Genomic DNA, 18,622 nt, shown 5'->3' with positions numbered 1-18,622 from the left:
CGCGAGGGAGCGGAATTTGACGGCCAGAAAACCGACCATAGATGACGTCGCGCGTCACTCGGGCGTGGGCCGCACCACGGTTTCACGCGTCCTGAACGGCGGCCCCAACGTCCGCGACGAAGTTCGCCGCCGGGTGCTGGCCTCGGTCGAGTCGCTGAACTATCGCGTCAATCCGCAGGCGCGTTCATTGGCCGGCGGCGGCGGCGGCATGCTGGCCCTGATCCTGGCGTCGGACCTCGAGGCGGAGCCCAACTCCTTCTACGCATCCGCGCTGGAACTGGGCGCTCTGCGCGAGTGTCTCGCCATTGGCTATCAGCTGCTCACCCGTCACGTCCCCCAGCAAAGTCCCGACCGGCGCCAGCAGGTGCTGGAGCTCATGACCGCCCAGGGATGCCGCGGCCTGATCCTGACTCCGCCCTTTGCCGACGATGTGATCCTGATCGAGGAGATCCGCGCCCGCGGATGCGAAGTCGTGACCATTTCTCCCGGCGGTCCGGGCCGGGCGGCCGCGGACGGCGTGGGCATCGACGACGAGGCCGGCGGCCACGATATCGCCGAGCATCTGCTGCAGCTGGGTCACCGCCGGTTCGCCTTCGTCAGCGGCATCGAGGGCCACCTCTCCGCCGAGCAGCGCCTGGACGGCCTGAAGCGGGCCCTGCGCGAGCATGGGCTCGATCCCGACGATGTCGAGATGGCGCGCGGCGACTTCACCTTCCGCTCGGGCAGCCTGCTGGCCGCGCGGCTGCTGGACATGCCGAACCCGCCGACGGCCCTGATCTGCGCCAATGACGACATGGCCGCCGGAGCCCTGTCGGTGGCGCACGGCCGAGGCCTGGATTTGCCGAACCAACTGTCCATCACCGGATTTGACGACACGCCGGTGTCGCAGATCGTCTGGCCGCCGCTGACGACCGTTCATCAGCCTCTGAAGGACATGGGCCGGGAGGCCGTTCTGGCCCTCAACCGCCGCCTTGGTGGAAGCGGCGCGGGGTCGGCCTGGAGCTTCATCACCCTGCCCCACGCCGTGGTTCCCCGGGGCTCGGCGGGACGCCTTCTGCCTCGTCTGGCGGTCGCCGAGGCTTGACAGAAGCCCCCCGTGGGGACGCTTATTGGAAGCGCTTCCAGAAAGCGTTCCGAAGCGACTTCCGATGAACGGAGGCGTATCCTCGCAGGGAGGGCATCTTGATGACGGTTTCAACACCGGGGCGGCGGGCGGCTATCGGCGTCGCAATGGCGATTCTGTTCCTCAGCGGATGCGCGACCGCCCCGCAGTCCGAATCCGCCCAAACCGCACGCGTCTGGATGACCTCGGGTGATCGCACCCGGCTGCTGAGTGAACAGCCTTCCCTCATCTTTCAGCCTGCCGATGCCGCCGACGGCCCGGTCCTCGTGGTCGACGCCGACCAGCAGCATCAGTCGATGGTCGGCTTCGGCGCCGCGATCACGGACGCCTCGGCCTGGCTGATTCAGACGAAACTGACGTCGGCCGGCAGAGACGCCCTGATCCGCGAACTGTTTGGCCGCGAAGACGGCGGTCTGGGCTTCAGCTTCACCCGGGTCACCATCGGGGCGTCGGACTTTTCACTGGACCACTACAGCCTGGCCGACACGGCCGATCCTGAGCTGCGAAGCTTCTCCACCGCCCGGATGGAGGAATATGTCTTTCCCACCGTACGGCAGGCGCTTGCGGTTAATCCGGATCTCAAGGTCATGGCGTCGCCGTGGAGCGCGCCGGGCTGGATGAAGACCACGGGTTCGATGATCCAGGGCCAGCTCAAGCCCGAGCACTACGGAACCTATGCGGACTATCTGACCCGCTACGTTCGCTCGGCGGCCGGCCATGGCGTGCCCACCGATTATCTGAGCATCCAGAACGAGCCCGATTTCGAGCCTGACAGCTATCCCGGCATGCGCTGGGCGCCGACGGGGCGCGCGGAGTTCATCGGCCGGAACCTGGGCCCGACGTTCCGGTCCGCGGGAATCCGGACGCGGATCCTCGACTGGGATCACAACTGGGATCATCCCGAACAGCCGCTCGGCGTGCTCGCCGATCCGGTCGCCAACACCCAGGTCGCCGGCGTCGCCTGGCATTGCTACGGCGGCGAGGTAGCGGCCCAGAGCCAGGTGCGCGACGTTCATCCGGACAAGGATGTCTTCTTCACCGAATGTTCGGGCGGGAACTGGGCGGCCGACTTCTCGGACAGCTTCAGCTGGACGATGAAGGCCCTGATCATCGGCGCCACCGATCACTGGGCGCGCGGGGTTCTGATGTGGAATCTCGCCCTCGACGAAAATCACGGACCGCACGCTGGCGGCTGCGGCGATTGCCGCGGCGTGGTGACCATCGACAGCCGCACCGGGGCGATAGAGCGGAACCAGGAATACTATGCCTTCGGGCACGCGAGCCGCTTCGTGCGGCCGGGCGCGCGCCGCATTGCGTCAGTTGAACCCGAGGGCCTTCAGGGCGTCGCCTTCCTCAATCCGGACGGCGAGCGCGTGCTGATTGTCCTGAACGAGGCGGCCTCGTCCGTATCGTTCGGCATCCGCGACGGAGATCGGCGCGCATCGGCTGTCCTGCCTGCCAGAACCGCTGCCACCTACGTCTGGCGCCGGCCCCGATAGGGGGCGAATTCGGGGAACAGTGATCGGGATTGCAGCGGACGCTCAATTCGGATAGCAATTGGAAGCGCTTCCAATCACGATCTGAAAAGATCGCGGCAGGGCGCTGAAAAATAAAAGGGACGACCGGCCACAGGGTCGGCGGGGAAACACGAGGGGTCTACATGCGCAGCGATTTTGCAGGCGTTCGTTCGTCGGGATCCATGTCGAGGACGAAATTGTCCCTGATGTCGTCAGTGGCGGCGCTGGCCATCGCCCTGCCCGGCGCGGTTCTGGCCCAGGATGCCCAGACGCCGCAGGATCCGGACGCGACCCAGCTCGATGAAGTCATCGTCACCGGCATCCGGCGCGGGATCGCGGATTCGATCACCATCAAGCGTGACGAAACCTCCCTCGTCGAGGCGATCTCGGCCGAGGACATTGGCAAGCTGCCGGACGTTTCGATCGCGGAATCGATCGCCCGCCTGCCGGGCCTCGCCGCGCAGCGCGTCAATGGCCGCGCCCAGGTGATCTCGATCCGCGGCCTTGCCCCCGACTTCACCACCACCCTGCTCAACGGCCGGCAACAGGCCAGCTCCGGCGACAACCGCTCGGTGGAGTTCGACCAGTATCCATCGGAACTTCTGGCCAGCGTCGTGATCTACAAGACGCCCGACGCCGAAATCTCGGGCATGGGCCTTTCGGGCACGGCCGACCTGCGCACCGTGCGGCCCCTGACGTTCCGGGAGCGCGCCATCGCGGTCAATGTCCGTGGCGAACTCATTGAGGGCGACGCCCTCAATGACGACGTCCGCAACTACGGCGGCCGCGCCTCGATCAGCTATATCGACCAGTTCGCCGACGGGACATTCGGTCTGGCCCTCGGCTACGCCCATCTCGACTCGCCCTCGCAGAACCAGCACTACAAGGCCTATGGCTATGAGGCCTTCGGGTTCGCGGTCACGCCCGACAGCGCCGACGACGCGCTGATCCTGAATGGCCAGGAGCTGTTCGCCACCTCCCGTCTCAACACCCGCGACGCCTTCATCGCCATCGCCGAATGGCGCCCGAACGATCGCCTGCACAGCATTCTGGATCTCTACTATTCGAAGTTCGACCAGGAAGAGACGACCCGCGGGGCGCAGTGGTTCTCGAACGGCTGGGCTGACAACGCGACGTTCACCGACGTCCAGACAGAAGATCGCGGCGGCTCGACCTTCGCCCGCAGCGGCACCCTGAACGGCGGCGTGCCGATCATTCGCAACGACTTCAACACCCGTGAAGACGAGCTGTTCTCCGTCGGGCTGAACAACGAATATCAGATCGACGACCGGACCCGGGTTCGGGCCGATCTTTCCTACTCGAGCAACACCCGCGACGAGCAGATCCTGGAGACCTACGCCGGCTATGGTCTCGGCGCAGGCGGCGTCACGCCGGGAACCCCGAACGTGGGCCGCACCCTCGACACCATCACCTTCGAGGTGAACGACGACGGTTATCCGACCTATTCGGAAGGTCTGAACTATGCAGACGCCAACCAGGTCTCGCTGGGCGACCGGGCGCCCTGGGGCGGCTGGGGCCACGACGGCGCGATCCGTTTCCCGCACGTCGAGGAAAACATCTTCGCCGTCGACCTGAACGCCGAACGCGACCTTGACGGCTTCTTCACCAGGGTCTCGGCCGGCGTGAACTTCGCCAACCGCGACAAGATGAAACGCGTCGACGACTTCGACCTGTTCCTGAAGAACGGGCGCCAGCAGGTGCTGGTCGATCCGCAGTATCTGGCCAGCCCGACATCGCTGGGCTTCGGCGGCTTCGGCGAGGTGCTGTCGGTGGACCTGACCCGTGCGCTGGATGTCTACTACGACCGCGCCCCGATCCTGGACGCCAACTATTTCGACAAGAACTGGGATATCGAGGAGAAGGTCACGACCTTCTTCGCCAAGGCGGACTTCGAGGGCGGACGCTTCCGCGGCAACATCGGCCTGCAGATCGTCCAGCAGGAGCAGGAATCGACAGGTGTCGTCATCAATGCCCTCGAGCAAGGGCAGCCGATCGTGCCGACGTCGATCACCAAGGGCGCCGATTACACGGATATTCTGCCCAGCCTGAACCTGATCTATGATCTCGGCGGCGGCCACCGCCTTCGCTTTGCCGCGTCCAAGACGATGGCGCGTCCCCGTATGGACGAGATGCGGGCCAATGTGACGCCCAGCTTCGACGCGCTGGTTTGCACCGGCCAGCCGTGCACGCCGGGTCAGACCGTCAATCCATGGTCGGCCAGCGGCGGCAATCCCGAGCTCGAGCCGTGGCGGGCCGACGCCTACGATCTCGCCTACGAATGGTACGTGGACTCCACGACCTACTTCTCGATCGCCGCCTTCTACAAGGAGCTTGAGACCTACATCTACCAGCAGACCGGAACTTTCGACTTCTCCGGAATTCCCCTGCCCAGCACCGCCTCGGCTCTTGCGGGAATGGTCATCAGCCCGATCGGCCAGATCACCTTGCCGGCCAATGGGGACGGTGGCGTGGTCCAGGGGCTCGAGGTCAGCGGCGCGCTCAACTTCGGCACTATCTGGGAGCCGCTGGACGGCTTCGGGATGACCGGCAGCATCTCGTTCACCGAGTCCGATCTCAATCCCAGCCCGAACGGGGATGAAGTGCGAATCCCGGGTCTGTCGGGCATGGTCTACAACCTCACCGGCTATTACGAGCGCAACGGCTTCCAGGCGCGGATCAGCAAGCGCTTCCGCGAAGCCTTCAAGGGCGAGGTGGTCCAGCTGTTCGCGACGCGCGGCTACACTGAAATCCTCGACGACGAGCAGGTCGACGCCCAGATCGGCTACACCTTCCAGTCAGGGCAGCTCGAAGGGCTGGGGCTGCTGTTCCAGGTCAACAACCTGACGAACTCGCCGTATCGCACCCGTCTGGGTCTGGACACAGGCGGCACCACCACGGCCGATGGCGGGACGCTCCCGGAGACCTATGAGGAGTACGGGCGCCAGTTCCTGTTCGGCATCAACTACCGGTTCTAGGACGAGTCCGGGGCGCAGGGCGACTTCACGGCCCTCCCGGGGCCAATCTCCAGCATGAGTAATGAGTAGACGCATGACCTGCCTCCGACTGAAGCTCTGCGCCTCGCTGCTGCTGTTGGCCGCCTGCGCACCGATGCCCGCGAGCCATCCCGTTTCCCCCGCTGTGGCGGAATGGCCCGCGCTTCGGTCGCCGACGGCGCCGGACGCGGCGCTGGAGCGGCGTATCGCTGTGATCGTCGCCGGCATGACGCTGGAGCAGAAGATCGGGCAGATGACCCAGCCCGACGTGCGGTACATCACGCCGGACGAGGTGCGTCAGTACTACATCGGCTCAGTGCTGAACGGCGGCGGCGCCTGGCCCTCGATGAACAAGCACGCGACCGTAGCGGACTGGAGCGCCCTGGCGGACAGCTTCGCCCGGGCCGCCCTGTCCACCGATATGCCGACGCAGATCCCCCTGCTGTGGGGCACGGACGCGGTGCATGGGCACAACAACGTCGCTGGCGCGACCATCTTTCCTCACAACATCGGCCTCGGCGCCGCCCATGATCCGGAGCTGATCGAGCGCATCGGTCGCGCGACCGCGCAGCAGGTCCGCGCCACCGGCATCACCTGGGCTTTCGCTCCCACGCTGGCGGTCGGCCAGAACCGCCGGTGGGGCCGCACCTACGAAAGCTGGTCCAGCGACCCCGCCCTGGTCGCCCGCTACGCCACGGCCATGGTGAAAGGGCTGCAGGGAGAAATTTCGGGGGACGGCGACGTGCTGGCGACGGCCAAACACTATCTGGGCGACGGCGGCACCTTCAACGGCGTCGACCAGGGCGAGAACCGCGACACTCGCGAACAGCTGATCGCACAGGAGGCCGCCGGCTACTACGCCGCCCTGGACGCGGGCGTGCAGACGGTGATGGTATCCTACAGCAGTTGGAACGACGTCTCGACCGGACGCGACTACGGCAAGATGCACGGCAATCGCGAACTGATCACCGATGTGCTGAAGAACCGCCTCGGTTTCGACGGCCTGGTCGTGTCCGACTGGAACGGTATCGAACAGGTGCCGGGCTGCGCCAAGGATCGCTGCGCCCAGGCGGTGAATGCCGGCATCGACATCATCATGGTCCCCGAGGATTGGCGCGCGTTCATCGCCAATACCGCGACCGACGTGCGCGAGGGCCGGATTGCGGAATCGCGCATCGATGACGCGGTGACCCGTATCCTGCGCGTGAAAATGCGTTCGGGCCTGTTTGATCATCCAGCCTCGGCCAGCTCCTTCACTGGACGAGCCGCGGCCCTGGACGCCGGCGCCCTGGCCCGCGAGGCTGTGCGCAAATCCGTCGTCCTGCTCAAGAACGACAACCAGGCCCTGCCGCTCGCCCGCGGCCGCCGGATTCTGGTCGTGGGAGCCAGCGCCGACAGCCTGTCCAACCAGACCGGCGGCTGGTCGCTGACCTGGCAGGGCACCGAGAACAGCAACGCCGACTTCGCCACCGGCTCGACCTTGCTGGGCGCGCTGCGGCAGGCGCTGGGCGAAGCCAATGTGACCTACTCCGCCGACGGTTCCGGCGTGAACGTCGCGGACTTCGATACGGTCGTCGCCGTCCTGGGCGAGACGCCCTATGCCGAGTTCAATGGCGACGTCCGCTTCCCGACGCCGGTCCAGCACAGCACGATGTATCCCGCCGATCTCGCTGTCCTGCGCGCCGTCTCAGGCAAGGGCGTGCCGGTCGTGTCCGTGCTTTATTCGGGCCGGCCCGCCTACGCCAACGACCTGATCAACCTGTCAGACGCCTTTGTCGCCGCCTTCCTGCCCGGCACCGAAGGGGCGGGGCTGGCCGACGTCCTGACGGGGGGCCGCTACGACTTTTCCGGTCGCTTGTCGTTCGTCTGGCCCGGATCGGCCTGCAGCACAGGTGAGGCCCCGGGAGACATCGTCCAGTTCGCGCGAGGCTATGGCCTCAGCTATGCCGCCGCCCGCCCGGTCGGCCAACTGCCCTTGCCTGCCACGCCTGCGGCCTGCGAAGTCTCCGCTCCGTAACGCGGACCCGGAACCATGCAGCAGCTCAAGCGGATTCTGATCGTCGGCGGCGGCACGGCGGGCTGGATGTCGGCTACCCTGATGTCCAGGCTGTTCAAGGGCCTCTATGAGATCACCCTGATCGAATCCGAGGCCATAGGAATCATCGGCGTCGGCGAGGCGACGATCCCGGCGATAAAGAAGTACAATGAACTGCTGGGGCTCGACGAAAACGAGTTCATGCAGCGGACCCAGGGCAGCTTCAAACTGGGCATCCAGTTCGTCGATTGGTGGAAGCAGGGCTCAAGCTATATCCACGGGTTTGGCGTCATCGGCCGGGATCTGGAATGGCTGCGCTGCCACCAGTACTGGCTCAAATTGAACGCCCAGGGAGCCGCCTCGGACTTCGCCAACTATTCGATCAACACCGCAGCCGCGCTCGAGAACAAATTCATGCGGGCCGATCCAAAGATGGCGGACTCGCCGCTAGGCCATATCGCCCACGCCTTTCACTTCGACGCAGCGCTGTATTCCGGATATCTGCGCGGCCTGGCGGAAGCGTCGGGCGTCAGGCGGCGCGAGGGCAAGGTCGCCGATGTAGCGCTGCGGGGTGAGGACGGCTTCGTCCAGTCCGTGACCATGGACGATGGCGAAGTGATCGAGGCCGACCTGTTCATCGATTGCTCCGGCTTCCGCGGCCTGATCATCGAGCAGGCGATGAAGACCGGCTATGAGGACTGGACCCACTGGCTTCCCTGCGATCGCGCCATGGCCGTTCCTTGCGCCCGGATCGAGCCCTTCACCCCCTATACCCGGTCGACGGCGCGGCCCGCAGGCTGGCAATGGCGCATCCCGCTGCAGCATCGCACCGGCAACGGCCACGTCTATTCCAGCCAACACATGGACGACGGCGAGGCCGAGCGGCTCCTGCTTTCCAATCTGGATGGCGAGCAGCTCGCAGAACCCAACCGACTCCGTTTCGTCACGGGCAAGCGCAAGCAGATCTGGAACCGGAACTGCGTGGCGATCGGCCTGGCCAGCGGCTTCCTCGAACCGTTGGAATCGACCAGCATCCACCTGATCCAGTCAGCGATCATTCGCCTGGTGCGTCTGCTGCCCGACGCGAGCTTCGATCCGGCGACGATCACCGAGTTCAATCGTCAGAGCGACTTCGAATACGAGCGAATCCGCGACTTCATCATCCTCCACTACAAGGCGACAGAGCGGGACGACACGCCGTTCTGGCGCTACTGCCGCGACATGGAGGTCCCGGACACGCTCCAGCGCAAGATCGATCTGTTCCGGGCCAATGGACGGATCTTTCGCGAGGACGAGGAGCTGTTCGCTGAAGAAAGCTGGATCCAGGTCTTTCTCGGCCAGGGCGTGATCCCGCGCGCCTGGGACCCGCTGGTCGACATGAAGTCCGGGGCCGAGCTTCTGACCTTCCTCGGCGGCGTGGAAGAAGTCATCCGGAAATGCGTCGCGGTCATGCCGTCGCACGCCGCCTACGTCGCGCGCACCTGCCCCGCGGCCTGATCCGCCGTCCGACGATAGAGAAATGCGCTCTCCGGCTGTCGCCGGTCAGCCCGGTCCGAACCGGCCGTCTTGACGTCCTTCATGCCGCGCCAGCATAAGGGCGGCCCGTCCGGGCGGCGGCCGGCTTAGCTCAGTTGGTAGAGCGCCAGTTTTGTAAACTGGATGTCGCGGGTTCGATTCCTGCAGCCGGCACCACCGCTGCCTGTCAGCCGCCGCCCAGGGCGACCGCGATCCGGTAGACGACGAAGGCGGCCAGATAGGCCAGGCCGAACATGTAGGCCACCATGACCCACATCCATTTCCACGAGTTCAGCTCGCGCTTGACCACGCCCAGCGTCGCCACGCACTGGGGCGCGAAGACATACCAGGCCAGGAAGGCCAGACCGGTGGCCAGTGACCACTGGGCCGCCAGGGTGGCGCCCAGCAGGCTGGTCGCGCTTTCCGGATCGGCCACGGCGTAGACGGTGCCCAGGGCGGCCACGGCGACCTCGCGCGCGGCCATCCCGGGCACCAGGGCGATGACCATCTGCCAGTTGAAGCCGATGGGGGCGAAGATGGGCTCAAGCGCGTGGCCGATCATGCCGGCGAAGCTGTAGTCGATGGCCGGCGCGGTCGCGCCTTCGGGCGGATAGGGGAAGGTCGCCAGGGCCCAGACCAGGATCATCAGCGGCAGGATGATCCGCGCAGCCCGCTCCAGGAAGATGCGCGCCCGGAGCCACAGATTGAACAGCACGCTCTTCATGTCGGGCGTCTTGTAGGCCGGCAGCTCCATCATGAAGGGCTCGACCGCCCCCCGCCAGAACACCTTGCGAATGACGAACGACACCGCCAGGGCGCTGAGGATGCCCGAGGCGTACAGGCCGAACATCACCAGCCCCTGAAGGCTGGCGAAGCCCCATACCTGCTCGTCGGGAATGAAGGCGGCGATGATCAGGGTGTAGACCGGGATGCGCGCCGAACAGGTCATCAGCGGGGCCACCATGATGGTCGTCAGCCGGTCGCGCTTCGAATCGATCACCCGCGCCGCCATGATGCCTGGAATGGCGCAGGCGAAACTGGACAGCAGGGGGATGAAGGCGCGGCCGTGCAGCCCCGCTCCGCCCATGATCCGATCCATCAGGAAGGCCGCCCGGGCCATGTAGCCGAAGTCTTCCAGCAGGATGATGAACAGGAACAGGATCAGGATCTGAGGCAGGAAGACCAGCACGCTGCCGACGCCCGAGATCAGGCCGTCGACGATCAGGCTCTGCCAGACGCCGTCCGGGATCACCGTGGCGATCAGCGCGCCGAGTCCCGCCAGCACGCCTTCGATGCCATCCATCAGCGGCGTCGCCCAGGCGAAGACGGCCTGGAACATCACGAACAGCAGGGCGAGGAGGATCACGAGGCCGCCGACCGGGTGCAGCAGGACCGAATCGATCCGGCCCGTCAGGGTGTCCGGCCGCTCCGGCGGACGAACGCAGGCCTTCATGATCCGCTCGGCTTCGCGCGCCGCGCCCCGCAGGGCGTCGGCGTCGGGCGCTGCCCAGGCGTTGGCTGCGACCTGCGGCGCGGCGTCCACGACCCCGGCGATAGTCGTAATCAGCTCGTCGATGCCACGCTTGCGGGTCGCGACGGTGGTGACGATCGGCACGCCCAGTTCGGCCGACAGCCGCTCCAGATCGATCCGCAGGCCCTGACGCTGGGCGATGTCGTACATATTCAGGGCCAGCACCATCGGCCGGCCGACGGCCTTCAGCTCCAGCACCAGGCGCAGGATCAGGCGCAGATTGGTCGCGTCGGCGACGCAGACGATCACGTCCGGCGGGGTTTCTCCGGCCAACCGACCGAGGACGGCGTCGCGTGTGACCTCCTCGTCGGGGCTGCGCGCGCGCAGGGAATAGGTGCCGGGCAGATCCAGGACGGACAGGGTGCGGCCGTCCGGCGAGCGGATCACGCCCTCCTTACGCTCGACGGTGACGCCGGCGTAGTTGGCGACCTTCTGGTGCGCGCCGGTCAGGGCGTTGAACAGGGCGGTCTTGCCGCTGTTCGGATTGCCGACGAGCGCGACCCGCGCGCTCCGTACCGCCATATCCATCAGGCGGCGGCCTCTTCCGGAACGAAGACAGGTTCCGCGACGGCGACGATCTCGAACCGGACCAGCAGGCGGGCGGCCTCATGGCGGCGCAGGGCCACACGCATGTCGTCCACCTTCATCGCAATGGGATCGCGGCCGAACAGCCCCTCGTGCAGCAGTTCCACCCGCGCGCCTTCGACGAAGCCCAGCTCCAGCAGGCGGCGCTCCAGCTCCAGCGCATGCTCGTCCGCGGGCCCATGGTCGCCGACCTGGACGATCACGCCGCGGTCGCCCCGGCGGGCCTGGCTCAATTTGAAGATATCGGACATCACGTTCGCAACCATCGCCGCGGCCTTCCGCGTCTGTTGACAGTGATTATCAGGTGCGACTGGTTGCCGTCCAGTCCGACATGACGCCGCACGGTTGCCGGGCGTCGCGGTTCGGCTATCAAGGGCGGGTATTGCCGGAGCCGCTCATGACCCGCCACGTCCTCACCGCCCTCGCCGCTGTGACCCTGGCCGGCTGTAGCCAGGGCGAGGCCGGAGACAGCCGCCCCACGGCCCCCGCCAGACCGGCGCCAACGGCTGTTGAAAAGGCGACCCTGCTGGCCACCCTGCCCGCGCCCTACGACCAGGCCGATCTGGAGAACGGCCGCCGCATCTTCGCCCGCTGCCGCTCGTGCCACACGGTGACCGAGGGCGGCCCGAACATGACCGGGCCCAACCTGTACGGCGTCTTCGGCCGCCCCGCGGGCGGCCAGCCGAAGTTCAACTACTCCGCCGCCGTGAAGACGGCCGGCTTCACCTGGGATGCGGAGCACCTGGACCACTGGCTGGAGAACCCCCGCACCTTCCTGCGCGGGACCAGGATGAGCTTCCCCGGAATCCCGGACGCGACAGACCGCCGCGATGTCATCGCCTGGCTGAAGGTCGAGACCGGCTACGCGCCGCCCGCCGCCGAGCCCTCGACCGCCCTCGACCGGTCTCCGAAGAGTCCGCTGGCCACGGATTTTTAGCGGACATTGCGGACTCACCGGACTCTTCAGAACGACGGCGGACAGGGGTGACCGTGGAACAACCTTCATCCCGACAATTTAACGCAGCCGGCAGCAGTGCTGGGCAAACAGCCGTCCGCCAGAATTTTATTCTTCGTTTTGAGAGCTTTGGCGGAATTCCCGGTGCTATACAAAGCTGTGGCGGCGCGTCCTACTCCGCCGCAGCTGGCACGGCGTCATTCGCCGCCGCCTCGGTGGCTTCCCATTCCTCGATCTTGCGGGCCGTGTACTCCGGCGATTTCGTGAAGCGAGCCAGCACGCCGTAGATCACCGGCACCACGAACAGGGTCAGCAGGGTGGCGAACATGGCCCCGGCGAAGATGACCACGCCGATGGTCTGGCGGCTGCCGGCCCCCGCCCCCTGCCACAGCACCAGAGGCAGGGCGCCGAAGGCCGTGGCGATCGAGGTCATGATGATCGGGCGCAGGCGCAGGGTCGACGACTCTATGATCGCGTCGTGGATCGACCGGCCCTGATCGCGCAGCTGGTTGGCGAATTCGACGATCAGGATGCCGTTCTTGGCCGCCACCCCGATCAGGATGATCAGGCCGATCTGGCTGTAGATGTTGAGGCTTGAGCCCGCCATCATCAGGCCGAACAGGCCGCCGGCGGCCGCGAGCGGCACCGTCAGCATGATGACCGCCGGCGTGATCCAGCTTTCGAACTGGGCCGCCAGCACCAGGAAGACCAGCAGCAGGGCCAGGCCGAACGCCGCGGCGACCGCGCCGCCCGCCTCCTGCTGGTCACGCGCCGCCCCGCCCCATTGGGTGGTGACCACGCCCTGGGGCTGTTCGCGCGACACCCGGGTCATGAACTCGGTCGCGTCGGCCAGGGTCGTGCCCGGATTCAGGTCGGCCGAGATCGAGATCGCCCGCTGCCGGTCCAGCCGCCGCCGGTCCGGCGTGTCGCCCGAGGTCTGGGTCGTGACCACCGCCGACAAGGGCACCAGCTGTCCCGAGCCGGTCGCGACATACAGGGCCTCGAGGTCGCCTACGCTGCGCCGGTCGTCGCGTCGGGTCTGGAGGATGACATCGTATTCCTGGCCGCCGCGCAGATAGGTGGTGGCGCGGCGGGAACCGAACATGGTCTCCAGGGTCCGGCCGACGGCCTGGGCCGACACGCCGAGCGCGGCGGCCTTCTCGGAATCGACGTCGACCAGCAGGCGCGGCGCGTTGGGCTCGTAGTTCAGGCGCGGGCGCGAGAAGCCGGGGTTTTCCAGCGACGCGGCCAGCACCGGCTGCAGCCAGTTGTAGATGTCCTCGTATTCGGCCCCCGTCACGACCATCTCGATAGCGTTGGAATTGCCGCCGCCGCGCTGGAAGGCGCCGGGGACCGAGGCGTTCACCTGGGCGTCAGTCTGGCCGCGCAGCTTGCCATTCAGTTCCTGGGCGATCTCGTCGGCCGCCCGGTCGCGTTTGGACCAGTCGCTGAGGATCAGGCTGCCGTTGCCGGTGCTGAAGCCGCCCCCGCCGAAGCCGGGAGCCGAGATCAGATAGCTGTCGGCCTCGCCGCTGGCCTTGTACCCTGCAAGGATGGGCTCGATCCCCATCATGATCCTGCGCGTATAGTCAAAGCCCGCGCCCTCGGGGCCCTGGACGCGGATCTGCACCCGGCCGCGGTCTTCCGCCGGAACCAGCTCGTTGGGCAGGGCGAAGAACATGGCCGCCGCGCCTCCGGCGACCGCCAGCACCAGGGCCGACACGCCGACGACGGCGATCCGCCTGCCCAGCAGGGCCTGAAGCGAGTTCCGGTACGAATTGCGCAGCGCGTCCATGGCGCGATCGACCCGGCGCGCCAGCCAACCGCCGCCCGAGGCCGGCTTCAGGATGCGCGAGGCCAGCATCGGCGACAGGCTCAGGGCGAGGAAGGCCGAAAAAGCCACGGCCGCCGCGATCGCCGCCGCCAGCTCCACAAACAGCCGGCCGACATAGCCCGGCAGGAACAGCAGCGGCGCGAACACCGCCAGCAGCACGATCGTCGTGGCCACCACCGCGAAGAACACCTGCCGGGTTCCCCGCTCCGCGGCCACCAGCGGCGGTTCGCCGTGATCCAGACGGCGCTGGATGTTCTCGGTGACCACGATGGCGTCGTCGACCACCAGGCCGATGGCGAGAACCAGCGCCAGCAGCGTCAGCAGGTTCAGCGAGAAGCCGAGCGGGGCCAGGACGATGAAGGTCGACAGCAGGCAGATCGGCGCCACGATGGACGGGATGAAGGCCGCCCGCAGGCTGCCCAGAAAGACGAAATTCACCAGCGCCACCAGCGCCAGCGAAATGCCGATGGTGATCCAGACCTCCTCGATGGCGTGGGAGGTGAAGACCGAGTTGTCGGACCCGACGACCAGTTCGGTTCCTGCGGGCAGGCTGGGACGCACCTGCTCCAGCATGTCCTTGACGCCCTTTGAGATGGCCAGGTCGTTGGACTGGGCCTGGCGGGTGACCGCAAGGCCGATCTGGTCCTGTCCATTGCCGCGGAACAGGCGGCGGTCTTCGGCCGGCGCTTCCTCGATGCGGGCGATGTCGCCCAGTCGGGTGACGTAGGCGGACTGGCCCTGGATGGCGCCCGAAGCGCCGCTGGGCAGGACGGTCGCCGAGGAGGCTGCGCCGGTCTGGGTCCCGACGGTCGCGCCGGAGCCGCGCGTGCCGACAGGCAGCTGGCGGAAGTCCTCGGCCCGGGCATAGGTGCGGGCGACGCGGACCGTATAGTCCTTCTGACCCGACTCGAGCTGGCCGGCGGGCAGTTCGACGTTCTGGGCCGTCAGGGCGGTCTCGACGTCGGTGACCGTCAGGCCGCGGGCGGCGAGCGCCGAGGCGTCCAGCCAGATGCGCATGGCGTAGCGTTGCTCGCCGTATATCTGCACCTGGGCCACCCCGGGAACGGTCGCCAGACGGTCGATCAGATAGCGGTCGGCGTAATCCGTCAGCTCCAGCCGGTTCATCCCCGTCGATCGCAGGAACAGGATCATGATCGGCTGACTGTCGGTGTCGGCCTTGGACACTTCCGGCGGCTGGGCCTGATCCGGCAGACGGCCGACGACGCGGGACACCCGGTCGCGCACGTCGTTGGCGGCGTCGTCGATGTTGCGGTCCAGCGAGAATTCGATCGAGACGTTGGAGCGGCCGTCGCGGCTGGAGGAATTGATCCGCTCCACGCCCTGGATGCCGGCGATCTGCTGTTCGATCGGCTCGGTGATCCGGCTCTCGATGACTTCGGCCGAGGCTCCGGCGTAGCTGGTGCTGACCGAAACGATCGGCGGGTCCACGTCGGGCAGTTCGCGCACCGGCAGGAAGAAGAAGGCCGCGGCCCCGATCACGCACAGGACGATGGCGGCCACCGCCGCGAACACCGGGCGGCGGACGGCCAGATCGGACAGCATCATCGGGCGGCGCCCTGCACGGGAGCGGCGGCGGCCGGGCGAGGTGCGCCCTGCCCTCGTCCGCCGCCTTGCCCGGCGACGTTGACCGGCGCCCCCGGCTGGATGCGGTTCAGACCCGAACCGACGATGCGGTCGCCCAGGTCCAGTCCGGACAGTATCTCGACAAAGCCGCCCTCGACCGAACCGGTCTCGACCTCCACCCTCTGGGCGGTGGAGCCCTTTTCGCCCCTGGCGATACGATAGACGAAGGCGCCGTCGCCTTCATATTGCACCGCCGCCTCGGGCGCGGCCGGGGCGTTGCGCTGGCCTTGCTGGACGGCGACGCGCACGGCCATGCCGGGGCGGATGCGGTAGCCGGGATTGGGGATTTCGGCGCGCGCGGTGACGGCGCGGGTCTGTTCGTTGATGCGGGTGTCGATCAGGGCGATGCGGCCGCTGAACACTTCGTCGCCATAGGCGTCGATCATGGCCCGGATCGGCGTCCCGGTGCGCAGCACGCCCAGATACCGTTCCGGCACGGGGAAATCGACGCGGACGACGTCGATATCGTCCAGGGTGGTGATGACGCCGCCGGGACTGACCAGGGTGCCCGCGGTCACCGAGCTGAGGCCCAGCACGCCTGCGAACGGAGCGCGGATCAACCGGTCGCCGCGGCGCGCCTGGGCCGCCGTCAGCGAGGCCCGGGCGGTCGCCAGCGCCGTCTCGGCGTCCTCGGCCGTGACGCGCGGCGCGATGCCCCGCTCGGCCAGCGCCCTGTAGCGGTCGTACTGGCGCTGCGCCTGCGCCACCTGGGCGCGCGCCTCGATGATCCCGGCGTCTTCCTCGCGCGCCTGCAGCTCAACCAGCGGCGCGCCCGCCGCGACCCTCTGGCCGTCCGTGAACAGGACACGCGTGATCAGTTCGCTGGTCGAGGAGGTGATGTTGACCGAGCGGCGGCCGCGCGCCACGCCCAGAACCCGGATCTCGTCGGTGAAGGACCGCGCGCCGACCACCGCCGCGGAGACCGTCTGGCCGCGCCCGCCCCCGGGGCCGCCGCGGCCGCCCGGTCCGCCGCCCGCCTTTTCGTCGCCGGCGAAGGCCAAGCGCAGGACGACCGCCACCACCATCAGGCCCAGCAGGACCGCGGCGGCGATGAGGAAGAAATGGCGTTTGATCACGCGTGAGGCTCTCTGGCGATGGAACGAGCCGACTTAGCGGCTGACGCCGTCGACGCAACTAAAGTCCATGTAACGGTTGTTGTTTGCGTTTCCGTCGCCGGAAAGGCCCGCGACGCCGCGGTCAGAACCGGCGCCACAGGGCGACGACGGGCCCGCCGCCTTGCGGCGTCTCACGACCCGCGACCGCCTGACGCCATCCCGCCTGCAGACTCCAGTCGCCCAGATCGCGGACCAGCGAAGCCTCGACCGACAACCAGCGGGCGCCGTCGTCGTCCGCCTGTCCGCCATAGGCCTGGGCCAGCACCATCCAGTCGTCGCCGAAGTGCGCGCCGGCGGTGGCGTCGACGCGGGTCTCGTCCGGCAGGCCCTGACGCATGCGGCGCGCGCCCTGCACTTCGACAAAGCCGCCGCTGGAGCCCCAACGGCCGCCTGCGCCGCCGAACGATCGTCCGATAGATGCCCGCATTTCCCAGTCGCTGTCGCCCTGCCCCGGCGGGGCGTAGCCGGCGTTGCGGCCTTCGCCGCCGTCGGCGTAGCCGCCGTACAGGCTGACGGCGGTGCGATCGTCGCGCCAGGCCTGCCACGTCACCCCGATCTCCAGCGGCCCGCGTCCCTCATAGTCGACGAAGGCGTCCTCGCCCGATTGCCAATCGCCCTTGAGCTGAAAGGTGAAACGGTCGGTCAGGCCGTATTCGGCGAAGACGCTGGCGACGGAGTCCCGGCGCTCGGCCGGCAGGTCGGCCAGCGAACCGTCCGTGTCGAAGCCGCGGTCGGCGCGCATGTCCTCGTATTTCAGGATCACCTGTCCGCGCCCCTCGGGCTGGGTCCAGGGGCCCGCGCAGGCGGTTCCGGCTCCCGCGAGGGCCGCCAGTCCGATCAGCAGCCCCCCGGCCGACCTCAAGCGTCGTAGCCCGGGGACTTTCGGTCCAGCATCCGCAGGGCGCCGGGCCATGCCAGGCCGGAGATGAAGCCGATGCCCTTGCCCTGTTCCTTCGTCTCGGCCTGGGCGGCGTCGGGGGCGAACAGCACATGCTCGCGTCCCCCCGACAGCGCCGCCACCTGCTGGGCGCAGGCGCGCTCGAGGAAGAACATGCCGACCCAGGCCGCGGCGGCCGTCTGGCCGACCGCCAGCGTTCCGTGATTGCGCAGCAGCATCAGCGGCTTGTCGCCCATATCCGCCACCAGCCGTTCACGCTCGTCGTGGTTCAGCGCCAGCCCCTCATAGCCGTGATAGGCGACCTGATGCTGCAGCAGACAGGCGTTCTGACCGATCGGCAGCAGGCCCTCTTTCTGCGCCGCGACGCCGACCCCGGCGACGGTGTGCAGGTGGATGACGAAACGGGCGTCCTCCCGCGCCGCGTGGATCGCGGAGTGGATGGTGAAGCCGGCCGGATTGATGAAGCTGGTCGTCTCCTGGACGATGTTGCCGTCCAGATCGACCTTGACCAGCGACGAGGCGGTCATCTCCTCGAAATACCAGCCGTAGGGGTTGATCAGGAAGTGATGCTCGGGTCCGGGCACGCGGGCCGAGATGTGGGTGAAGATCATGTCGTCCCAGCCGTGCAGGGCCACGAGCCGGTAAAGCGCAGCCAGCTCGACGCGGGCCGCCCATTCCGCCTCTGACACCCTCGACTTGAGCGTTGTGGTCGCGCCGTCGGCCATGATCGTCTCCTCGTTGTGGCGCACGCTCGCGCCGGACCGGCCCGGCGTCAAGATTCAGCTTCCGTTAACCGCGTCTTAGCGTCCCGCTTGTTAGCTCGGCTGTGTCGAACTCCATCGGCTCGCCGGAGACG

Annotated in this window: 12 protein-coding genes and 1 tRNA gene; 7 read left to right on the top strand and 6 right to left on the bottom strand. The window is 67.5% G+C overall.

Annotated features, from left to right (window positions below; translation table 11 throughout):
* Positions 1 to 16 precede the first annotated feature (16 nt).
* The 6 genes from VN378_RS15565 to VN378_RS15540 all read left to right on the top strand — a co-directional run bounded on the left by VN378_RS15565 (position 17) and on the right by VN378_RS15540 (position 9,381).
* On the top strand, positions 17 to 1,084 hold the full coding sequence (locus tag VN378_RS15565) for a LacI family DNA-binding transcriptional regulator (protein WP_325744471.1): 1,068 nt from the start codon (positions 17 to 19) through the stop codon (positions 1,082 to 1,084).
* A 146-nt stretch (positions 1,085 to 1,230) separates the two neighbouring features.
* Entirely contained in the window at positions 1,231 to 2,622 is a 1,392-nt protein-coding gene (locus VN378_RS15560; protein WP_325744470.1) for a glycoside hydrolase family 30 protein, read from the top strand.
* A 224-nt stretch (positions 2,623 to 2,846) separates the two neighbouring features.
* Positions 2,847 to 5,636: a TonB-dependent receptor gene (locus tag VN378_RS15555; RefSeq protein WP_325744469.1), complete on the top strand. Its 2,790-nt coding sequence runs from the start codon at positions 2,847 to 2,849 to the stop codon at positions 5,634 to 5,636.
* A gap of 73 nt (positions 5,637 to 5,709) precedes the next feature.
* Positions 5,710 to 7,671 (top strand): glycoside hydrolase family 3 protein, encoded by a 1,962-nt coding sequence (locus VN378_RS15550; protein ID WP_325744468.1) that lies wholly within the window; start codon positions 5,710 to 5,712, stop codon positions 7,669 to 7,671.
* A 15-nt stretch (positions 7,672 to 7,686) separates the two neighbouring features.
* Positions 7,687 to 9,186: a tryptophan halogenase family protein gene (locus tag VN378_RS15545; protein ID WP_325744467.1), complete on the top strand. Its 1,500-nt coding sequence runs from the start codon at positions 7,687 to 7,689 to the stop codon at positions 9,184 to 9,186.
* A gap of 119 nt (positions 9,187 to 9,305) precedes the next feature.
* Positions 9,306 to 9,381, top strand: a tRNA-Thr gene (locus tag VN378_RS15540).
* A 10-nt stretch (positions 9,382 to 9,391) separates the two neighbouring features.
* On the opposite strand, the gene feoB is transcribed toward VN378_RS15540, so the two are convergent.
* Both feoB and VN378_RS15530 read right to left on the bottom strand, forming a co-directional pair.
* Positions 9,392 to 11,263 carry a ferrous iron transporter B gene (feoB, locus tag VN378_RS15535; protein ID WP_325744466.1) on the bottom strand — a complete coding sequence of 624 codons (1,872 nt, stop codon included), beginning with the start codon at positions 11,261 to 11,263 and terminating at the stop codon, positions 9,392 to 9,394.
* The gene (locus VN378_RS15530) at positions 11,263 to 11,571 is read right to left on the bottom strand and encodes a FeoA family protein (protein WP_325744465.1); all 309 of its coding nucleotides are present in this window, start codon (positions 11,569 to 11,571) and stop codon (positions 11,263 to 11,265) included. The genes feoB and VN378_RS15530 overlap by 1 nt, the downstream gene beginning before the upstream one ends.
* A 146-nt stretch (positions 11,572 to 11,717) precedes the next feature.
* On the opposite strand from VN378_RS15530, the gene VN378_RS15525 reads away from it, so the two are divergent.
* Positions 11,718 to 12,257 carry a cytochrome c family protein gene (locus tag VN378_RS15525; RefSeq protein WP_325744464.1) on the top strand — a complete coding sequence of 180 codons (540 nt, stop codon included), beginning with the start codon at positions 11,718 to 11,720 and terminating at the stop codon, positions 12,255 to 12,257.
* A 190-nt stretch (positions 12,258 to 12,447) separates the two neighbouring features.
* Here VN378_RS15525 and VN378_RS15520 read toward each other — a convergent pair whose 3' ends face one another.
* From VN378_RS15520 to VN378_RS15505, 4 genes are all read right to left on the bottom strand, one after another.
* Complete coding sequence (locus tag VN378_RS15520; RefSeq protein WP_325744481.1) at positions 12,448 to 15,672, bottom strand: efflux RND transporter permease subunit; 3,225 nt, start codon at positions 15,670 to 15,672, stop codon at positions 12,448 to 12,450.
* The gene (locus VN378_RS15515) at positions 15,672 to 16,829 is read right to left on the bottom strand and encodes an efflux RND transporter periplasmic adaptor subunit (RefSeq protein ID WP_325744463.1); all 1,158 of its coding nucleotides are present in this window, start codon (positions 16,827 to 16,829) and stop codon (positions 15,672 to 15,674) included. Before VN378_RS15515 ends, VN378_RS15520 begins: the two co-directional genes overlap by 1 nt.
* A 121-nt stretch (positions 16,830 to 16,950) precedes the next feature.
* Entirely contained in the window at positions 16,951 to 17,730 is a 780-nt protein-coding gene (locus VN378_RS15510) for a hypothetical protein (protein ID WP_325744462.1), read from the bottom strand.
* A complete protein-coding gene (locus tag VN378_RS15505; RefSeq protein WP_325744461.1) occupies positions 17,727 to 18,491 on the bottom strand; it encodes a class II aldolase/adducin family protein in 765 nt (254 codons plus the stop codon). The genes VN378_RS15510 and VN378_RS15505 overlap by 4 nt, the downstream gene beginning before the upstream one ends.
* Between the last annotated feature and the right edge of the window lie 131 nt (positions 18,492 to 18,622).

The sequence above is a fragment of the Brevundimonas sp. genome (genome assembly GCF_035561115.1).
GTDB lineage: Bacteria > Pseudomonadota > Alphaproteobacteria > Caulobacterales > Caulobacteraceae > Brevundimonas.
Note: the sequence above shows the minus strand (reverse complement) of the source record. Positions and strands in the feature narration are given on the sequence as shown.

Bases quoted from the DNA above. Each gene is read 5' to 3' on its own strand.
- VN378_RS15560 (WP_325744470.1), top strand. From the start codon at position 1,231: ATGGCGATTCTGTTCCTCAGCGGATGCGCGACCGCCCCGCAGTCCGAA.
- VN378_RS15555 (WP_325744469.1), top strand. From the start codon at position 2,847: ATGTCGTCAGTGGCGGCGCTGGCCATCGCCCTGCCCGGCGCGGTTCTG.
- VN378_RS15550 (WP_325744468.1), top strand. From the start codon at position 5,710: ATGACCTGCCTCCGACTGAAGCTCTGCGCCTCGCTGCTGCTGTTGGCC.
- VN378_RS15545 (WP_325744467.1), top strand. From the start codon at position 7,687: ATGCAGCAGCTCAAGCGGATTCTGATCGTCGGCGGCGGCACGGCGGGC.
- feoB (WP_325744466.1), bottom strand. From the start codon at position 11,263: ATGGATATGGCGGTACGGAGCGCGCGGGTCGCGCTCGTCGGCAATCCG.
- VN378_RS15530 (WP_325744465.1), bottom strand. From the start codon at position 11,571: ATGTCCGATATCTTCAAATTGAGCCAGGCCCGCCGGGGCGACCGCGGC.
- VN378_RS15525 (WP_325744464.1), top strand. From the start codon at position 11,718: ATGACCCGCCACGTCCTCACCGCCCTCGCCGCTGTGACCCTGGCCGGC.
- VN378_RS15520 (WP_325744481.1), bottom strand. From the start codon at position 15,672: ATGCTGTCCGATCTGGCCGTCCGCCGCCCGGTGTTCGCGGCGGTGGCC.
- VN378_RS15505 (WP_325744461.1), bottom strand. From the start codon at position 18,491: ATGGCCGACGGCGCGACCACAACGCTCAAGTCGAGGGTGTCAGAGGCG.